The following is a 21,325-nucleotide window of genomic DNA, read 5'->3' as shown; positions in this document are numbered from 1 at the left end:
GTAAATGAGGTGACAACATGCCCATTACGAATCGATTTTCTACCACCACAAACGGCGCACTCGCTATTACAGGAAATACTTTAGGCTTAAGTAAAATTAGTAATCAAAATCGTGCTGGTACAATCGGGGCAATTGGTGCATTCGCAACTACGAATACCGCTTTACAAGTACCTACTTTTCCTGCTGGGACAACGTTAAACTATACACAAAATAGTTCTACCGCTATTTTAAATATCCCTGCTGGTAGTACGATTCTTTACGCAGAACTCATTTGGGGTGGCAACTACTTATCTCGTGATCAAAACATTACGAATGTTTTAGGAAACCCTGTTTCTTTTACAACACCTGTTTCAACATACTCAATTACTCCTTCTGCTGTTACTGCTTCCAATCAAACATTCGTTTCCGGATCCGTCACATTTGGATTCTATACACGTTCTGCAGATGTAACATCTCTCGTTCAAGCTGGAGGATCTGGCTCTTATACAACCGGCTCTGTCCCTGGACTTGTAGACCCTATAGATGCTTCTAACGGAACAATTAATTCGGCTGGATGGACACTTATCGTCGCTTACCAAAATGGAACATTACCTGCAAGAAACTTAACGATTTATGTAGCAGGTAACCGTGTTTCTGCAGAAACTGGTAGTGCCGATGTATCTGTCTCAGGTTTTTTAACACCTTCAGGGGGACCTGTAAGCGGGAGATTATTTTTAAGTTCTACTGAAGGGGATGCTGATTTAACTGGAGATCAAGCTTTATTTGGACCAAATTTCAGTTCATTAAACGCTTTATCTGGGCCAAATAATGCTATAAATAATTTCTTCGGTTCTCAAGTTAATAATGCTGCTGGAAATTTAGATACAACTGGAACATTTGGAACGCGAAACCAAAGCGCTTCTACAAGTACAAATATATCCGCAGGAAGACAAGGCTGGGACATTACTTCCATTGATATTTCTCCTTATTTAACAAACTCCCAAGTGTCCGCCGCAATCCGTTTAACAACTAACGGAGATGCGTATATGTTGAATACAGTCGGTTTACAAATCAACATAAATTCACCTAATATACAAGCAACGAAAAGCGTAAATAAAAGTGTTGCGGCAATTGGAGACGTTCTCACTTATACAGTTACTATCCCTAACACCGGACTGCTTCCTGCCAATAACGTTATTTTTACAGACATTCTCCCTAACGGTACTTCCTTTATACCTGGCACTGTAACAGTAGATAATGTCCCGCAAACAAACGCAAATCCGGCCGCTGGTATATCTCTCGGAACCATTAATAATGGTGCTTCTCGTACAGTAACTTTCCAAGCAACTGTCGTTTCTCTTCCAAGTCAAAATCCTATCTCTAACACTGCTAATATTACATTTCAATATACACCAATCGCCGGAGGAACAACTTTTAATGGTCTTGCAACAAGCAACTCTGCTGGAACACAAGTTAACCTCGCAGATATTAATGGCACAAAATCAGTTAACAAACTTTTTACCGATATTGGTGAAACGTTAACTTATAGTATCGCCTTAGCTAATATAGGAAATATCGCTGCAACTAACGTTATATATACGGATCCGATTCCTAGCGGGACTACTTTCATTCCGGGGAGTGTAACTGTTAACGGAGTTACTCAGGCTGGAGCAAATCCCGCTACTGGTATATCAATTGGAGCTATTGCTGCTAATTCTACGACTACTGTTTCATTTCAAGTACTCGTTCCTTCTATTCCCCAAACAAATCCAATATTAAATAGTGGAACAATAACATATCAATACATTCCTGTACCAAATCAACCGGCAGTATGTGGGACTGATACGACCAATATCGTATCTACTCAAGTGAATAACGCTACTGTAACTATGGCAAAAGCAGTAGATAAAAATTTCGCAGATATTGGTGATACACTAACCTACACCGTTTCCTTTACAAGTACAGGTAATACGAATGCGAACAACGTTATTTTTACAGATGCTATTCCTACCGGAACAACTTTTGTCCTTAACAGTTTAACAATAGATGGCACGACACAAGTGGGCGCAAATCCCGCTAACGGCGTGAACATTGGATCCATCCCAACTGGCACAACAAAAAATGTTTCATTTCAAGTAGTTGTAAATACAATACCCGCGCTAAATGTCGTATCTAATGGATCAAGCGCTTCTTATCAGTACACTGTCAATCCAAGCCAATCACCCGTTACAAAAAACATTTCTTCTAATCTCGTTTCCACTCAAATTAACAATGCGAATGTAGCATTAACAAAATCAACAAACAAACAATTTGCCACAATTGGTGAAACGATAAGTTATACAATTCTTATTACAAACAGCGGAAATACAGCTGCAACTAACGTGCAACTAACAGATCCACTGCCAAATGGAACGATTCTAACACCAGGTTCTGTAACACTCAATGGCGTTTTACAAAATGTAGACTCTCTCGTCGCTTTACCTATTGGCACAATTCCTGGTGGAGCTACTTTTACCCTTTCTTTCCAAGTAACAGTCATCAATATTACCGCCCAAAATCCTATCATTAATAATGCTTTCGCCTCTTATCTATATACTGTAAATCCAAGTCTGCCACCAACTTCAAAAACAGCAAATTCTAATTCTGTTACATCAACAATTAGACTAGCAAATCTTCATGCCAATAAATCTGTAAGTCAAACGTTTGCGGAAGTTGGGGATGTATTAACTTATACCTTTTCTCTTACAAACGATGGAAATGTTGCGGCGAACAATGTAGTACTATCTGATTCAATTGCGAATGGTACTGCCTTTGTACCAAACAGTGTTATGATTAACAATGTTACTCAACCAGACGTTACACCAGCTAGCATCAATATCGGTAGTATCACTGCGGGTACTACAATTACAGCTTCATTCGAAGTATTAATAACTAGTATTCCAAACCCAAATCCTATTTCAAATAGTGCTTCTATTTCCTATAACTTTATCGTTGATCCAAACGCTTCACCTGTAAGTAAGAACACAACTTCAACCACTACATTTACTCAAGTAAATGACGCAAATGTTATTTCAGCAAAAACAGTGGATCGAGCATTTGCTACTGTTGGGGATGTATTAACTTATACCATTCTTTTAACGAATGCAGGAAGTGTTACTGCTGATAACCCAACTTTCGTAGATACAAATCCAGATGGAACTACCTTTATTCCAAACACTTTCCTTATTAACGGTGTACTCCAAAATAATGCAGATCCGAACATTGGCGTTCCATTACCTTCCATTCCTGCTAACGGTGAAATTACTGTTTCTTATCAAGTAACTGTCACCTCTTTACCAGACCAAAACCCAACAATAAATTCATCTAGTACACAATATAGCTTTATTCTAAATCCAGGCGATCCACCAACTATAGAAACATCTTTAAGTAACACTGTAAGTACACAAATTAATGTAGCAAATGTAATTATTTTCAAAGATGTAGATTTAACTATCGCCGATGTTGGGCAACCAATCACATATACAATTGCCTTAGCTAACCCTGGAAATACTCCAGCAAATAATATTGTTGTTACTGATATACTCCCTCCCGGTACGACTCTCGTACCAAATAGTATTTTTATAGGTGGTGCTTTACAGCTAGGTGCGGATCCAAGTGTTGGTCTTCAAGTTGGTACGATTCCAGCAGGCGGAATTACAACAATTGTTTTCCAAATTAGTGCAAACAGTTTACCTTCACCAAATCCAGTTCAAAACAGTGCTGCACTTCAATATAGCTTTATCGCTGATCTAAATTTACCTGCTGTTGTTAGGAACGCTATTAGCAATATCGTAGCTACACAAATTAATACTGCTAATATTGTCGCTACGAAACTAACAAGCACAAATTTTGCTGATGTTGGCGATGTCATAACTTATGCAACGATTTTAACGAATAATGGCAATATCCCTGCCTCTAATGTAACGTTTACAGATATCATTCCAGCTGGTACCATTTTCCTTCCTAATACTGTAACGATTAACGGTGTCCCTATAGCTAATGCAAATCCTGCTAACGGCATTTTAATTGGTACAATTGGAGTGAATTCATCACGTACTGTTGCATTCCAGGTTTTTGTACCAACTATTCCTAGTGCAAATCCGCTTACGAATCAATCGAACACTACATTCCAATACACGTACGATCCATCCAAACCAGTTGTAACGCAGATGGTGGCCTCTAACACTGTACAGACAACTATTAATAATGCAACGATTATCGCTGCAAAATCTGCAGATAAACAGTTTGCTAACGTAAATGATATTATTTCGTACACGACTACTTTAACGAATAATGGGAACACCCTTGCATCAAATATAGTATTTACAGATGCCATTCCAAGCGGGACGTCTTTTATTCCAAATAGTGTAACAGTAAATGGTACTAAACTCTCTAATGCAAATCCAGCAAATGGCATAGCAATTGATCCGATAAATCCTAATACAAATACAACAATCTCATTTCAAGTAATCGTAAATTCCATTCCTAGTCCAAATCCAATCCCGAACCAAAGCAATACAACGTACCAATATGTCGTAAATCCTAACTTACCTCCAGCATCCGCCAATACGCTAAGTAACGTAATAACAACTCAAATTAATAACGCTACTATTATCGCTACGAAGTCAGTGAATACACCGACAGCTGCAATTGGAGATATCGTTACTTATACGATTGCCATTACGAACACAGGAAATATCCCTGCTAGTGCTACAGTTTTAACAGATGGACTTGGACCAGGTGCATCCTTCATACCGAATTCCGTTACGATAAATAACGTTTCCCAACCTGGATTAGATCCCTCATTAGGTATTCATTTAGACGATTTTTCACCAGGAGGCACTACTTTCATTACATTCCAAGTGAAAATCCTAGCTATTCCACCTAGTGGAACTTTAACGAATAATGCTCTTGTAAACTACGAATATGCAGTGAATCCAAACCAAACACCAGCTGTTGGTAGTACAATTACGAATACGACGGTTACTCCAATTATTGATGCTACTTTAGTTTTAAATAAAAATGCGAGTACAACTTTCGCTACGATTGGTGATACGATTACATTCACTTCATCTGTTACAAACACAGGAAATACTACTGCAAACAACATTGTTTTTACAGATACAATTCCAAACGGTACTGCCTTTGTCCCAAATAGCTTTAAGATAAATGGTGTAACCATCCCGAATGCAAATCCACAAAACGGTATCAATATTGGTAACTTGAATGCAAACGCATCAGTTACACTCAGCTTTCAAGTAAACATTACAACGCTTCCAAACCCTAATCCAATTCTTAACCAATCATCGCTTCAATATAGCTTTATTGTTGATATAAATGAACCGCCTGTTTCACGAACAGTTCAATCCAATAGAACTTTTACACAAGTAAATACCGCTTCCGTTATCGCAGCAAAAACTGCAAGCAGTGCATTTGCCGCCGTTGGCGATACAATTACGTATACAACTACTCTCACTAATGGCGGAAATACTACCGCAAACACACCTGTTTTTATCGATATATTACCACCTGAACTTTCATTCGTTCCTGATAGTGTACAAATTAATACCATCCCACAACTTGGATTTAGGCCCGATAACGGTGTTCCTTTAGACTCAATTCCAGTTGGAGGAACGACAACAATTAGCTTTCAAGCTATCGTTGGCTCAATACCAGCTACAAATCCAACATTGAACCAATCTAGCACAACATACTCTATCATTGTTGATCCTACCCAGCCGCCGGTGACAGAAACAGCTACAAGTAATCCAACTTTAGTTCAAATTAACGAAGCAATCATTCAAGCAACGAAAAGTGTGGACCGTATCTTTTCTGACGTCGCACCTGGAAATTCATTTTTAACGTATACTGTTTTATTAGAAAATATAGGGAACACGATTGCTACTAATATCATTTTTACAGATCCGATTCCAAATAATACAGTATTTATAGAGGATAGCGTTCGAGTAGGCGGAGTTTTATTACCTGGAGTAAATCCAGCGACCGGGATACCAATTGGGGATATTATTGCAGGAGATTTTATAAACGTTACCTTTCTTGTGCAAGTCGTTAGCATTCCAAATCCGATTTTTACAATCGGACCTGGAGGACCAAACTCACCAGTTGTAAACGACGCTTCTATTGATTATCAATTTATGACAGGACCTAATTTACCACTTGTTTCACGAAATACGACATCTAATTCTGTTTCGACACAAATAAATTCTGGGGAAATTGTGGCAATCAAATCTGTAGATAAAAATTTCGCAACGATTGGCGATACAATTTCTTATACAATTACATTAAATAACCCGGGAAATGTCACTTCACAAAATATAATTTTCACAGATATTTTACCTGAAGGAACAACATTTATTTCCGGAACTTTGACAAATGATTCTGGTACACAGCAAATTGGAAATCCAGCTAACGGCATTCAGATTGAAAATATAAATCCAAGTGGAACGGCCGTTATTACTCTTAATGTACTTGTTACAAACATTCCAAGTATAAATCCGATTTCTAATTTTAGTTCTGTACAATTTGCACATGTGGTCGATCCTAGCCAACCTGTCGTAACACAAACGAATGTATCTAATACCGTTTCGACAACCATTAATAGCGCAATATTAAATACGACAAAAACTGTTGATAAATCTATCATTTCTGTTGGAGATACGATTACGTATACAACTACTATTACAAATACAGGAAATACAACGGCAACAAATATAACATTTACGAGCGCAATTCCAGCTAGCACTACCTTTATACCAAACTCAGTCACAATAAATGGAGTTCAACAATCTGGTGCACAACCAGCACTTGGAGTAAATATACCAAATATCGCTCCTGGTGAAACAGTAACCGTTACTTTCCAAGTAAATGCTCTTTCTGTTCCCCCTTCAAGCTCGATTATGGGTAACGATACGATTTTATATTCTTATACTGTCGATCCAAACGGAGCTCCTGCGACAACTTCTACTTCAACGAATATTGTTACCAACCCTGTATTAGATGCTATGATTACGATGATTAAATCAGTCGATCAAACGCTTGTAACACTAGGTGATACCATTACCTATACGACAATTTTAACGAATAGTGGTAATACAAACGCTACAGATATTACTTTCACAGACCTTATACCAGATGGAACAACATTTATTACTGATAGCGTTACAATAGATGGCATCACGCAAATTGGTCTTAATCCTAATACAGGTATAACGATTGGATCAATTGCTCCTAACAGCTCAATATCTATAGCATTTCAAGTTACCGCTACTTCGACTCCTGTTCAAAATCCTATCACAAACACTGCTACTGCTTCCTACACATTCATTGCCGATCCAAATGCACCTATTGTTTCAAGAACTGTTACTTCAAACACAGTGTTTACTACAATTAATACCGCTACCATTCTTTCATTAAAACAAGTCGATAAATCCTTTAGTCGTATTGGAGACACACTCACCTATACTGTCGCTTTAACAAACAATGGAAATTCATCCGCACAAAATGTTATATTCACCGATACTGTGCCGAGCGGAACTACATTTATTGCAAACACGTTTTCTATTAATGGAATTCTTCAAAGTGGTGCAAATCCTGTGAACGGTGTAAATATCGGATCTATAACAGCTGGGACTACAGTAAATGTTTCATTCCAAGTTACTGTAACGTCATTACCAACCGAAAACCCAATTGTAAATTTCTCATCGACATCATATCAATTAGTCTCACCACCTGATGCAGAAACTTCAATTAGTAATCCTGTTTCAACACAAATTAAAGAAGCAATACTATCCATGACAAAAAATGAAAGTATCTCTTTTGCAGATATCGGGCAAACTGCTTTTTACACTACTTCTATTTCAAATATAGGGAATACAGATGCAGCCAACATTGTATTCATAGATGTATTACCAAGTGGAATCATTTTTGTTCCTAACACATTAACGGTCGATGGTATTTTACAACCTGACGCGAATCCGAATACAGGTGTATTACTTGCAACACTTCCACCAAATGAAATATATAGTATCGTCTTTCAAGTTACAGTGAACAGCATTCCCCCTATTAATCCAGCACCGAATACAGCATCAACGACATATGAGTTTACTGTTGATCCTGTTAACCCTCCCGTATCAAGCGCGGCTACTTCCAACACTACGCTTCTTCAAATAAACAACGCAAATATTATAAGTACAAAAACAGCAAATCTTACTTTTGCGGATGTTGGTAATACAATAACATTTACACTTAACCTCCCGAATACAGGGAATGTGGCTGCAACTGATGTTGCCGTTATCGATATACTTGATAGCAATTTAACTTTTGTTCCAAACAGTTTCACAGTTAATGGGCAAACCATTCCAAATGCTGATTTATCTACTGGTGTAAATATCGGTTCAATTAACGGTGGTACTGCGGCAATTGTCACATTCCAAGCTACCGTTACAACCCTCCCAATCAACAACCCTATTTCTAATTCAGCTCTTACCACTTATCGTTATATTGTTGATCCAGACCAGCCACCTATTACAACTTCCAATCAATCTAATACAACGACAACACAAATTAATAGTGCTATTCTTACTGCACAAAAAAGCACAAATGTATCTACGGTAGATATCGGGCAAGATATTGTCTACTCCGTTACAATTACAAATAGCGGAAATGTTAGTGCAACGAATGTTATTTTTACCGACGTTATTCCAGCCGGAACTTCCTTTGAAACAAATAGCTTTACACTTAATGGAACTATTATCGAAAATGCAAACATCATTACAGGCGTCCCAATTGGTGATATCGCGCCAAACGAATCTGCCATTGTAGAATTTCATATTACTTCAAATGAAATCCCGGCTATTAATCCAATTACCAATCAAGCTAGCGTTAGCTTTCAACATATCGTCAATCCAGCTAATCCTCCTGTTTCAAAAAACATTACTTCTAATAGCGTTATAACAAAAATTGAAAGTGCTATTTTAAACACGATTAAAATAGGAGATAAAGCATTTGCAACGATTGGTGATACAATTACGTATACAACGACTATTACAAATACAGGAAATATTCCAGCTAACAACGTTGTTTTCTCAGATCCTTTACCATCATGGACACAATTTGTTGCAGGATCAGTTGTTGTTGATGGCACTCCGTTACTATCAGCTTCTATCATTGACGGTGTTGGTATAAATACAATTAGCCCAAATCAAACTGTAACAATCATATTCCAAGTTCAAATCGTAAGCAATCCAACAACATTCACTCCTGAACTCCAAAACTTAGGTTTTGTTAACTTCCAATATAACGTAGGCAATACATTACAGGCTCAACCTGGCAATGTGGAAACGAACGTCTTCGTTACTTCTATTAATTCAGCAATACTTTCAGCTGTAAAAACTGCTAGTACAGCCTTTGCGAATATTGGAGACACGATCACTTATACAGTTTTAATTCAAAATAGCGGCAATACGAACGCTACGAATGTAAATTTCTCAGACCTAATTCCAGCAGGAACGACCTTTATTGAAAATAGTTTTGCTGTAAATGGAAGTACCATTCCAGGTGCAAGTCCAAATAACGGAGTTAATATCGGAACCGTTAGTACGAACAGTACCTTAACCGTTACTTTCCAAGTCATAGTTACATCTACTCCGCCTTCAAACCCAATTACAAACGTTGCATCTATTCAATTCGCATTCATCGTTGATCCGGCAGCTCCTCCTGTTACAGGCACAGTAACTTCTAATAGTGCTTCTACACAAATTAATAACGCTACTGTTACAACGCTTTTAGAAGCAAATCGAACAATCGTATCTATTGGAGATATAATTACGTACACTGCAACATTAACAAACACTGGAAACTTCCCTGCAAACTCGGTATTACTCATTAACGGCGTTCCTGAAGGGGCATTATTTTTTCCAAATAGTGTCACGCTTAACGGGATTTCACTTCCAGATGCAAGTCCAACTCTCGGTATTCCAGTTGGTATTATCGCACCAGGTGATTCTGCTACGATTACGTTCCAATTTCTTGCAAGCTCTATTCCACCGCAAGGAGCAATTATAAATCAAGCACTTACAAGTTACACATATATTGTTGATCCAAGTCAACCTCCAGTTACAGCAACATCTTCATCTAATACAGTTACTACAGCTGTCGTTGATGCATCACTATCTGTAATTAAAAACACAGATTCCCTCGTACAATCTACAGGCGGTACAATCACTTACACTGTAGTCGTTCAAAACAACGGTAATACAGCTGCAAATACAGTTACTTTAACAGATTTGGTCCCAGAAGGAACTGCATTTATTCCGAATAGCGTGACTATTAATAACGTCTCAATTCCAGGCGCCGATCCAAACGTAGGAATACCCTTAAACTCCATCGCGCCGTCAGAAATCGTCACCGTCACATTCCAAGTTATCGTTCAATCTATTCCAAGCGTGAATCCAATTTCTAATATAGCCCGTATTGACTATACTTTTATCGCCGATCCAACTGCTCCTATCGTCTCTCGAACAATTACTTCGAATCCAGCTTTCACACAAATTTCAGATGCGAATGTTCTTTCTTTAAAAGCCGTCAATACACAACAAGCAACAACTGGCGACATTTTAACCTACACGATAACACTAGAAAATACCGGAAATATTCCAGCTACAACTCTCATATTTTCAGATACTATTCCAGAAGGGACTACATTCGTAGAAAATAGTTTTACACTTAACGGAACAGCTATACTGGGTGCAAATCCAAATGTAGGTGTTACTTTGCCTAACCTAGCAGAAAACACTACTCACCTTATTGCGTTCCAAATTCTTATTAACGATCCATTCTCGCAAGAATCGATTACAAATCAATCTAATACAACATATACAATTCAACCAGACCCAGGGCAACCGCCTATTACGGAAACATCTACAAGTAATATTGTCATTACAAATTTCGTGCAAGCACAATTGACAATTACAAAAACGTCCAATCCAATAACTGTAAATATTGGCGGAACTATACTTTATATTTCTGAAGTGAAAAATAGCGGCAATGTTGACGCAATAAATATTATTTTTACAGATTCGATTCCAGCTGGGACTACATTCGTTCCCGACAGTGTCACAATTAACGGTGTACTTCAGCCTGATGCAAATCCAGAAAACGGAATACCAATTGGAACGATTCCATCAAACAGTTCCAAAACAATACTATTTCAAGTACAAACAAATAATCCACCTACTGAAACCGAAATTGTAAATCAATCTTCAGCAACTTACCAATATGTAAGTATTCCTACCGCTCCACCAGTGAATCGCTCTGCAAATTCTAACATTGTTACAACATCACTTCAAAATGCAAATATTATTTCTGCTAAAAGCGCAGATGTAACTTTCGTATCCATCGGACAATTTATTACCTACACAAATACACTACAAAATGTAGGAACTGTTCCAGCTAACAATACGGTGTTCATTGACAACATTCCAGAAGGGACTATATTCATTGAAGATAGCTTATCAATAAATAATGTCATTCAGCCTGGCGCGAATCCCGAAAACGGAGTAACTCTCGGCACGATACAACCAAATGAAACAGTCACTATTTCATTCCAAGTACAACTTATAAGTATACCTCCAGGTAATACAGTCATTAACATTTCAGACACTTCGTATGAATACCAAATTGACCCTAGTTCCCCTATTATTCAGCGTAGATCATTATCAAATGCAGTAAATATTGAAGTACGGACGGCAAATGTTAGTGCAATTAAATCTGCTAACAGATCCATTACACGCATCGGTCAAATCATCACATATACAGTCGCAGTTACAAATGCTGGTACAGTACCTATTACAAATACTCTCCTAATTGACGCAATCGCTGCTGGCACCACATTCGTTCCAAATAGCATTCTTGTAGATGGCATACCAAGACCTAACGAAAATCCAATTACCGGAATCACCCTAGATATTATCCTTCCAAACAATACGATTATCGTTACGTTCCAAGTAAATGTAGTCTCTACACCTTCTCAAAATAACATTAATAATATCGCCGTCATTCACTATGAGTATCAACCAGACCCAAGCTTACCACCAATTTCAGAAACGACCTCTTCCAATACTACAAATATACAATTTATTGATGTTATTCTTATCGCTACAAAATCCGCTAATACAGTATTAGCTAATATTGATGAAACCATTGAATATACAGTACTCATTCAAAATAACGGATCCACTATAACTAACTCCATCTTTTTTACAGATACGATAGAAGATGGAACAGTCTTTATTCCGGGAAGTGTAATAGTTAACAACACTGTACTTCCTGCAGCAGATCCAAATATCGGTTTTTCTATTCCTAATATTGCGTCAAGTCAAGCGACTACAATAACATTCCAAGTTTCCGTTACGAATTTACCTGCTGTCAATCCAACACCTAATACTGCAAACATCGTCTACGACTTTATTTTCAATCCTGACTTTGCACCAATTCAAAAATCTACTACTTCCAATACTACTTTCGTTCAAATTAATGATGCTGATATCGTTTCACTGAAAACTGTTGATTTGACTTCTGTAACAATTGGTGACATTTTAGCTTATACAACAACTTTAACGAATACAGGGAATACTGATGCTACTGCTGTTGTATTTACAGACAATATCCCTGATGGAACAACCTTTATAGACGGTAGCGTTTTAGTAAATAACATTCCGCAGCTTAATGCCAATCCAAGTAATGGTATACTTGTAGGAACGATTGCTCCTAACGTTACGATCCCAGTCACATTTTCCGTTACTGTGGTAGCTCTTCCAGCTAGCGGCCATGTTCAAAATCAAGCAACTTCTCGTTATACAATAAATGATGAAGAACAAATATCAACTAGTAATATTACCTTCACTGAAGTTATTTCTGCAAATGTAATTGCAACAAAAACAACGCCTATCCAATATGCTGACCTACAAACTATCATCCCTTATACAATTTCCATCACAAACAATGGGAATATACAAGTGGAAAACATTATCGTTACAGATATCATCCCAGCAAATACGGGCTTTATAGAGAATAGTGTTATTGTGAATGGAAACGCTCGTCCAAATGACGATCCACTTAGCGGTATACCAATTGATAACATTCCGCCTAATACGACAGCCACTATTCTATTCCAAGTACGGGTTACTTTGATTCCGCAAACAAATCCAATCTCTAACACGAGCACAATTGAATACCAATACACGGTACCAGATCAACCACCTATTACCGAAACTATTATTTCATCAGCTGCTTTAACAGAAATTAATCATGCGAATTTGAATAGTAATAAAGCTGTTGACCTTGCATTTGCAACGGTCGGTGATACGTTAACGTATACGATTACACTTAATCAAACTGGTAATGTTGCAGCAAATGATGTAATCATTCAAGATATTATTCCTCAAGGTACTACGTTTATAGAAAATAGCGTTATTGTAAACGGAGAAACTCTTCCTGGAGTGAATCCAGTAAGCGGCATACCAATTGGTACTATAATTGTAGGTGGAGACGCTATCGCTTCATTCCAAGTAACTGTGACTTCTATTCCAATACAAAACGAACTCAACAACCAAGCAATCACTACTTTTAAATATATAGTCAACCCAAATAATGTACCTGTTACAAATACGACTACAACAAATACAGTCACAACAACCGTCCAAAATGATAATGTCATTGCCATAAAAGCTGTTGATTTCACGAGTGCCTTACCTGGTCAAACTTTAACGTACACCATTACTATTACTAATAGTGGTAATATCACTATTGAAGATCTTCTTCTAGTAGACACGGCACCTGTAGATACGACATTCGTTATTGGTAGTGTTACGATTAACGGAATCAATCAGCCTAATGCGAATCCTGAAAATGGTATTACGTTAGGAACTCTTGCTCCAAATGAATCTGTTATTATTACATTCCAAGTGACAATATCTTCTTCTACTCTTCAATCTACAATCAATAACGATGCTACTATTTCCTATACGCCTATTATCGGTCCAATCGAACCACCTATTACGATTACAAGACAAATAAATACCGTTACAAAGCAAACAAATACTGTTACAACGACAGTAGTTGATCCGATGGTTAGTATTGAAAAAACAGCCGATAAATCTATCATAGCGACAGGAGATACCATAACTTTCACATTAGAAGTGATAAATCATTCACCAATTCCTACAATCAGTACTTCCGTCCTAGATATAATTCCAGCTGGTACAACATTTATAGAAAATAGCGTAACAATTAACGGGACTCCGGTTCCAAATATCCGGCCAGACACTGGTATTAATATTGGCGCTTTACCTGCAGATACAGTAGCAACGATAACATTTAAAGTTCTCGTCACTTCTATTCCTTCAAACAGTACAATTATAAATTCTGCAACAGTTACTGCTGCTTTCCAATTGACACCACAGGATCCAATTATTACTTTTATTGTTAATTCAAATATTGTTCGTATACCAGTTCAATTTGTTACTGCAACAGTCACGAAAAACGCTTCTGTCAGCTCGGCTTATTTAAACCAATATTTTGATTATACAGTGCGTATTACGAATACTTCTGCTATTTCACTTTCAAATGTTTCTTTACAAGATACTATTCCAGCAGGCTTACAATTTATGAACGGCACTGTCTCCATTAATGGGGAACGTTCTCCACTAGCAAATCCAAATATCGGTTTCCTAGTCGCTACTAATTTGGAACCAAACGAAACTATTATTGTGTTATTCACAGTACAAGTGATAAGTCCACCTGTTAATAGTGAGTTTAAAAATACGACCAATATTTCGTTACAACTTCAAGTTTCACCTATTGACCCACCAATTACAGTAACCGTCACAAGTAACGAAAATATTGTCACCTTTGTTCCAGAAAATCCAGATGAAACACTTCCAAATTTTAATTGCTTCTTTGACGGTGAACGCTTCATACGCATTACTCCTGGAAATGTACGAAATTACCTTTGGACTTGGATTTGGTGGAGTTAAATGAAACAAAAAGAGATTGTAGTTTGGTTTCAACCAAACTACAATCTCTTTTTCATTACCTTTATCGCACTACGTTGTAACTCGTCCAATGATATACAATTAAGCATCATCTCAAGTTATTTTCGTCGTAACAAGTTGGCCAGCCTCATTTATAGTGACTTTCCATTTCGCTCCACTAGCAGTCTTCATAACGATACCTTTACTTGCTTCTATTTCAATATCTCCAAACATTCTTCCGCCAGTTGTTGCTAACCAAGCATTCCCATTTTCCATAGAAGACCTTGCAAACATACGATTAATCCGAAAACGCTTATGGTCTTGAGAATAACCACTCAATGTAATTCTAACTTTATATAACTGACTCGCTTTCATATTCGATATAATTGTATCGCCTACATTTAAAGGAACATCCGATGCAACAACCCAATTTCCAGTTGCACTTAATGCATATTCAATTTTGATTTTCTTCGGACTCTCTCCCCATCCAAAATACATTCCAAAACAATTCAACATTTTGATTGGATTCTTCGTAAAATCTAGTTCAATGACAACTGGATTACTATCAGGAACATCAATATAGTTTACACTTTGTTCATCTATTAAATTAAAACAATTTGCGAGGTTTCCCCCGTATGGTACTTTCCCACTTACTTGCTTAATCGTATACTTCTGCTGAGCATTTACTAAAATATCATCTTGATTCCCTATTAAATGTGGTTTATTTAACGTAATCGGTAACTGAATTCGAAGAGATTCTTCATAGGTAGACTTGCAAACATTGTATTGCCCTTTATCTACAATAGTTGTAGAAAGTAAATTTGAAAAAAGATAGTTACGATGCGAATTAGAAGAAAATTCAATGACAATCTGTTCACTACTCATCCGGTACGTATCCCAAATCATACAATCAAATGTATTATAGGCACCCGTACAACGAATGACTTTTTTCGTTTGCTGTCTACATTGCACTTGAATATCATGAAACGTATTGCCTGAACTTTCATTTGGTAAATCACTGTTTCCATCAACTTCTATCCCATACTGACATCCATCAATAAATATAGATTGAAATACATTTGCGTTAATCCAGCAAGGTGTATTTATATCATCTATATATTCTGTCTTCAAATGTATTGCAGTTTGAAAGTTTTTAATTTGAATAAAGTTAACTTGAAAGAAACTAATATAATCCCATGCTTTTTGACAATAAAAGTATATAGCCTTACCTTTATATGACGACGTTGTATTTATTATATTTATATTAGATATAAGAGAGTGATTAGGAACTTCTATTTGTTGTGAACCGGAAACATAAATAACAGCAGATTGAAACACTGGATTTATAACTTGAACTGTACCACCTGTTATAGACGCATTTTGTTGCAGTTCAAACGCATTAAAATCCCCATCAATTTGCAGCGTAACAGTAGGATCTAACTCTAATCTTACGTTTGATTTAATAACAATCGGCTTTACAATTTTGTACGTATTTACCCCTGTAATTCTAACCGTCGAAATTCGATTCGCTACACAATAATTTATAGCTTGCTGAATTGCTAATGAACTATCATTTCCCGAGTTCGGAACTGCACCAAAACAATCAATATGAACACTATTTTCTGGTGCACAATCTCCTTGTGATAAAATATACTCTGACAAAACAAATTCACTCCTCATATTACCTTTTTCATATAATATGTGAGTTGTCCCTTAAAAGTTTCTATAATAAAAAAAACAAACGACTTCTACCGTCATTTGTTTAATTCATATATATCTTTCGTTTCTTCTATCATTTTAGTTAATGAGAAATACCTCTCTGCTTTCTCTCTTGCTTTCAACCTAATATCATTCACCTTTTCTTCATTCCCTTGTAGTTCCTCAAGCGCACTTGCAAATTCAGATTCGCAATATTCATGTATCAAAACACCTGATTTCCCATTTATTACCGCTTCATTTATCCCGCCAACATCTATTGAAACAATCGGTGTTCCTGTAGCCATTGCTTCAATTACTACCATTGGAAACACTTCACGAAAAGATAATAAAAGTAAGGCATCCATATTTCCTATAAATCCGTGCGGATCGGAAATATTCCCCAACATCTTTACACTTTGCTGCAATCCATATTTTTCTATTTCTTTCATAATAGATTCTTTCTCTGGTCCATCACCAGCAATATAAAACTTAAAATCATTTCTCTCTTTCAACACATTTGCAATTTTTACAAATAGTTGATGGTTTTTCTCTTTGGATAATCTAGCTAATATCCCTACATTATAAGTAGATTCTTTCTTTTTCTGCTGGAATAAAAACTTTTCTATATCCACACCATTATAAATTGTCTTTATTTTCTCTTCAGCTACATACATTGAAATTAAGTTATTTTTTTCAAACTCACTTACTGTAATAATATTGTTCACATATTTATTCATGAAATAACGAAAAAGAGTTGGCATTTTCTTTTCTAATATCGTTACATTATGTTTCGTATAAACGACTTTTATCTTTCTTCTCACAGACTTTTGAAGTAGAAAAGCATATAATACCATTCGCAAACTATTTGCATGAATAAGTTCTATCTTTCTTTTACAAATTTCTTTTCGTAAGTAATGAATATTTCTCAAATGATTCCATCGGCTAAGTAACATGAAATTTTCTTTTTTAGTAAGAGATTCATATAGTTCTCCATCACCTGCAGCTGTATAAACCGTAAAGTTCTCATAGCGTAAATTGCTTTCCAATTTACAGAAATAACTCTCGGCTCCACCAGTTATTAATTTATCTGTCATCAACAGTATATTCATATTTGCGTCTTCCCAACTACATTGATTTTATTTTTTCTATAGGCATGATAAGCATACTTACTAAAATAAAAAAAGGTTTGAAATGAATTAAGTGGTTTTTGTTTTCTTAATAAATTCCAATATCGGAAAGCCGCTCTTATTTTATTTCTCGAAACAGAATTTTCAACAATCCTATATTTTGCTAATACTTGTTGTATCCCCCTTGCTTCATATCCTTCACTTAACAAGTTCAACCATAATGCAGTATCTTCAGGTTGCATACTAGGCATTTCAATATAAGAAATTTTCTCCCTATCAAGCATTACTGTTAAACAGCCGATAATTGTATTTCCCGCTAAATAATGATAATCCATAAATTCTGGTACATTCACTTCTCGATTTAGTTCATTACTGTTTTCATCTATTAAACTATACGATGTATACGAAAAGTCCACATCCATTTCTTCCATAAATAACAATTGCGTCTTCAATTTATGTGGCAACCATATATCATCGCTATCTAAAAAAGCAATATACCTTCCTCTCGCCTCTTCAATCGCTAAATTCCGAGCTTTCGCAGCACCAACATTTTCTTTTAATGATAATATCCTAATACGCGAGTCCCCTTCTATTATCTCTTTAATTTTTGTAGCAGATTGGTCAGTTGAAGCGTCATCAACGATAATCATTTCCCAATTTTCATATGATTGATTCTGTACAGATAAAATCGTCTCACCTATAAATCGTATACTATTATAAGAAGGTGTTATTATGGAGACATGAGGCGTCTTATTATGCGCTAATAGACATTTTACCATCTATCTTTCCCCTTCCTTCATATATTGAAATGTACTTCATAACAATTGCTAAAAATAAAAAGAACGCTTCGTTAATAATGAGTGACAATGACATCATCTGAAATAAAAATGCAATCATAGTTAATAAAAGATACGGTTTTTCGCGGAACAAAGTATACTGCGTTAACTTGGACATTAATATGATTAAAAACGCGCTATATAAAAGAAAACCAATTGTACCTGATTCAGACAAAATTTCTAAAAATGTATTGTGCACATATAATTTTTCATTAAATTGAAACTCATAATAATTCGAAAAATTAAACGCACCGATTCCGATATATGGATTGGATACATAATATTTAAAAGCAGCTTCCCATAATGTAAATCTGCCACTTCCATTATCGTGCGAAAAATCAGAAATTCTTTTATTCAATATGTCATCCAATTGACCACCCATTACACTATTCGATAAACTAAAAATTACTACACTAAACAATAGTAAACTCACCATTATTTTTATTTTTTTTGCAAAACTAGATGTACATACATATACAAAAACGACAAGCACAAGTGCTAATATACCTCCTCTTGAAAAAGTTAATAAACTCGTCGTAACACATAAAATCAATCCTATAATGTTCGTCATATTATGTAAATTTGTCATATAATACATAAAAAATATTGTATTATAAAAAATAAAAATGTTAGGATCATCTAGCAATCCAATTAATCTTGGATATCCTCTATCAACTAATAGTCCAGCAAAAATTTCTCTCTCTTCTCCACCGTATAATCCAAAGTGCTGTAAACCGACTATATAAAGTATTAGGCTTACAATATTAAATAATAATCCAACATAGACAATAGATGATTCAAGTGTTGCTATTTCAACATTTCCTAATAAATTTCTCATTATAAAATAGCACCCTAAAACAAGTAGCACGCCAAAAATCATACGAATACTAGCATTTAAATATATAGAAAGAATTCCACTCAAACAATAGATGAAATAAAATAGTAAAAATACAACTTCATGAAAATATAGCTTTTGAATATGAAAGTTTTTAATTGTTAAACAAAAATATATGACTAAAAAAATCATATATATCTTCAACGAAAATCCAATATATATGTTGTATTTACTTAACATAACAAATAATATTAGAAGCATAATCCATTTCATCGATATTTTCATAGGCTATATCCCCTGTTTCGTAATATAATCCTTTTTGCGTGTTTTTCTTATAAATGACAGAAGAAGTTTTTTCAGCTCATAATCATATAGGAATATACCAACTACTACGATTAACGTATTAAGAATGAGCGCAATTAAATGATATGTATGCAATATATATTGCACTCCAATAAAAGTTACGCCAAAATAAATTGTATAAGGTATGACAATTTGGAATACAATTTTTTTCTTCACTACACTTACCGCTATATACCCAACTAGAGCCACAATTTCAAATAAAACCATAGCATAAGCTGCTCCTATCACTCCACCAATACTACTAAAGCTATAAAGCATAACCCCACCTATCACTAACGCTATACATTGCACAACAGTTCTTTTATTTTGACGTCCTCTCGTTGTTAAGCCGTCAGCTATAGCAATATTTAAACTTTGCAGCACAATGAGAAATGATAATATTTGGAGTGGCTCTACTGCATCACTCCACTCCTCATGAAAAAATATAGAAATAAAGTATGGCGCTAAATAATATAAACCTATCGTCATACATATTCCCACAATTCCCATTGCTTTTATTTGAAGTAAGTTTAATTTCGTATGCTCTTCTAAATTATTCTGGTTATAATGCTTAAAGAGAACTGGAAAAAATGCACCTGCAATCACCCCTGGTACTTGATATAAAGCTGCTGGCATCCGGTACGCCACTGCAAAAACACCGATCATACTTAATGGTAATGTATAGTTGAGCAAGATAGGCGCTAATTGTGGCGTACTCATTATTAAAAAACCGCTAATAATAAACGGAGTTAATTGCCAAAATAATGCTTTATGAATTACGACCTTCATATTCATACTCGTCTTTTTTCTCATGATATATATGCTGAATACACCACCAATCATATAACCAAAAGCATATAAACGAGCTGTTACATACACCGGTAACTCTCCGAAAATACAAAAACATGTAATTATGATAACAACTGACGCTGATACAACTTTAATAAGTGCTATATACTTCATACGTTCCGTCAGTTGAAAATAGGCAATCCCTATATTTTGCCAAGTTAATCCTATTAACATAAAAAACATTACGTTTATCATCATATAAATTAAATTTCTATCCGCATACATATAATGAACAGCAATATAACCGATTATGGAAATGAAAATAAGTAGAATCATCCTTATTTTTATATACGACGATAAAATTGTCTCTAAGTCTACGCCATCTTTTGCTCCTTCTCGAAGAAACGTATTCGTAAGTCCTAAATCTGTAAAAAATAACATAACAAACGTCACTGCTATGGCAACACTAAACATTCCATAATGTTGTGCATTAAAAAAATTTGCTAAAGCAATTAAACTCACAGCCTGAAGCAGATTAGCTAAAATCGTGCTATAAAATAGATGAATAATATTATTTAGAATAGATCTACCCATACCAGTTCTCCTTTGCGAGCAACCTACTTACATATT

The 21,325-nt window shown here is 35.7% G+C and carries 6 protein-coding genes; 1 reads left to right on the top strand and 5 read right to left on the bottom strand.

Going from position 1 to position 21,325, the window contains the following annotated elements; all coding sequences use genetic code 11:
- Positions 1–17 precede the first annotated feature (17 nt).
- Entirely contained in the window at positions 18–15,071 is a 15,054-nt protein-coding gene (locus ACQVV1_RS13440) for a DUF7507 domain-containing protein (RefSeq protein ID WP_431168961.1), read from the top strand.
- Between the two features lie 111 nt (positions 15,072–15,182).
- Here ACQVV1_RS13440 and ACQVV1_RS13435 read toward each other — a convergent pair whose 3' ends face one another.
- The 5 genes from ACQVV1_RS13435 to ACQVV1_RS13415 form a co-directional block, all read right to left on the bottom strand.
- Positions 15,183–16,730, bottom strand: coding sequence for a glycoside hydrolase family protein (locus ACQVV1_RS13435; protein ID WP_142332834.1), 1,548 nt, complete (start codon positions 16,728–16,730; stop codon positions 15,183–15,185).
- Positions 16,731–16,822: 92 nt separating this feature from the next.
- A complete protein-coding gene (locus ACQVV1_RS13430; protein ID WP_242251245.1) occupies positions 16,823–17,875 on the bottom strand; it encodes a glycosyltransferase family 4 protein in 1,053 nt (350 codons plus the stop codon).
- Entirely contained in the window at positions 17,872–18,672 is an 801-nt protein-coding gene (locus tag ACQVV1_RS13425) for a glycosyltransferase family 2 protein (protein WP_242251244.1), read from the bottom strand. The genes ACQVV1_RS13430 and ACQVV1_RS13425 overlap by 4 nt, the downstream gene beginning before the upstream one ends.
- Entirely contained in the window at positions 18,647–19,849 is a 1,203-nt protein-coding gene (locus ACQVV1_RS13420) for an O-antigen ligase family protein (RefSeq protein WP_431168960.1), read from the bottom strand. Before ACQVV1_RS13420 ends, ACQVV1_RS13425 begins: the two co-directional genes overlap by 26 nt.
- A gap of 3 nt (positions 19,850–19,852) precedes the next feature.
- Complete coding sequence (locus ACQVV1_RS13415; RefSeq protein WP_431168959.1) at positions 19,853–21,289, bottom strand: oligosaccharide flippase family protein; 1,437 nt, start codon at positions 21,287–21,289, stop codon at positions 19,853–19,855.
- Positions 21,290–21,325 lie beyond the last annotated feature (36 nt).

Source organism: Bacillus basilensis (genome assembly GCF_050630465.1).
Lineage (GTDB): Bacteria > Bacillota > Bacilli > Bacillales > Bacillaceae_G > Bacillus_A > Bacillus_A basilensis.
This window is presented reverse-complemented; position numbering and strand designations above follow the sequence as displayed.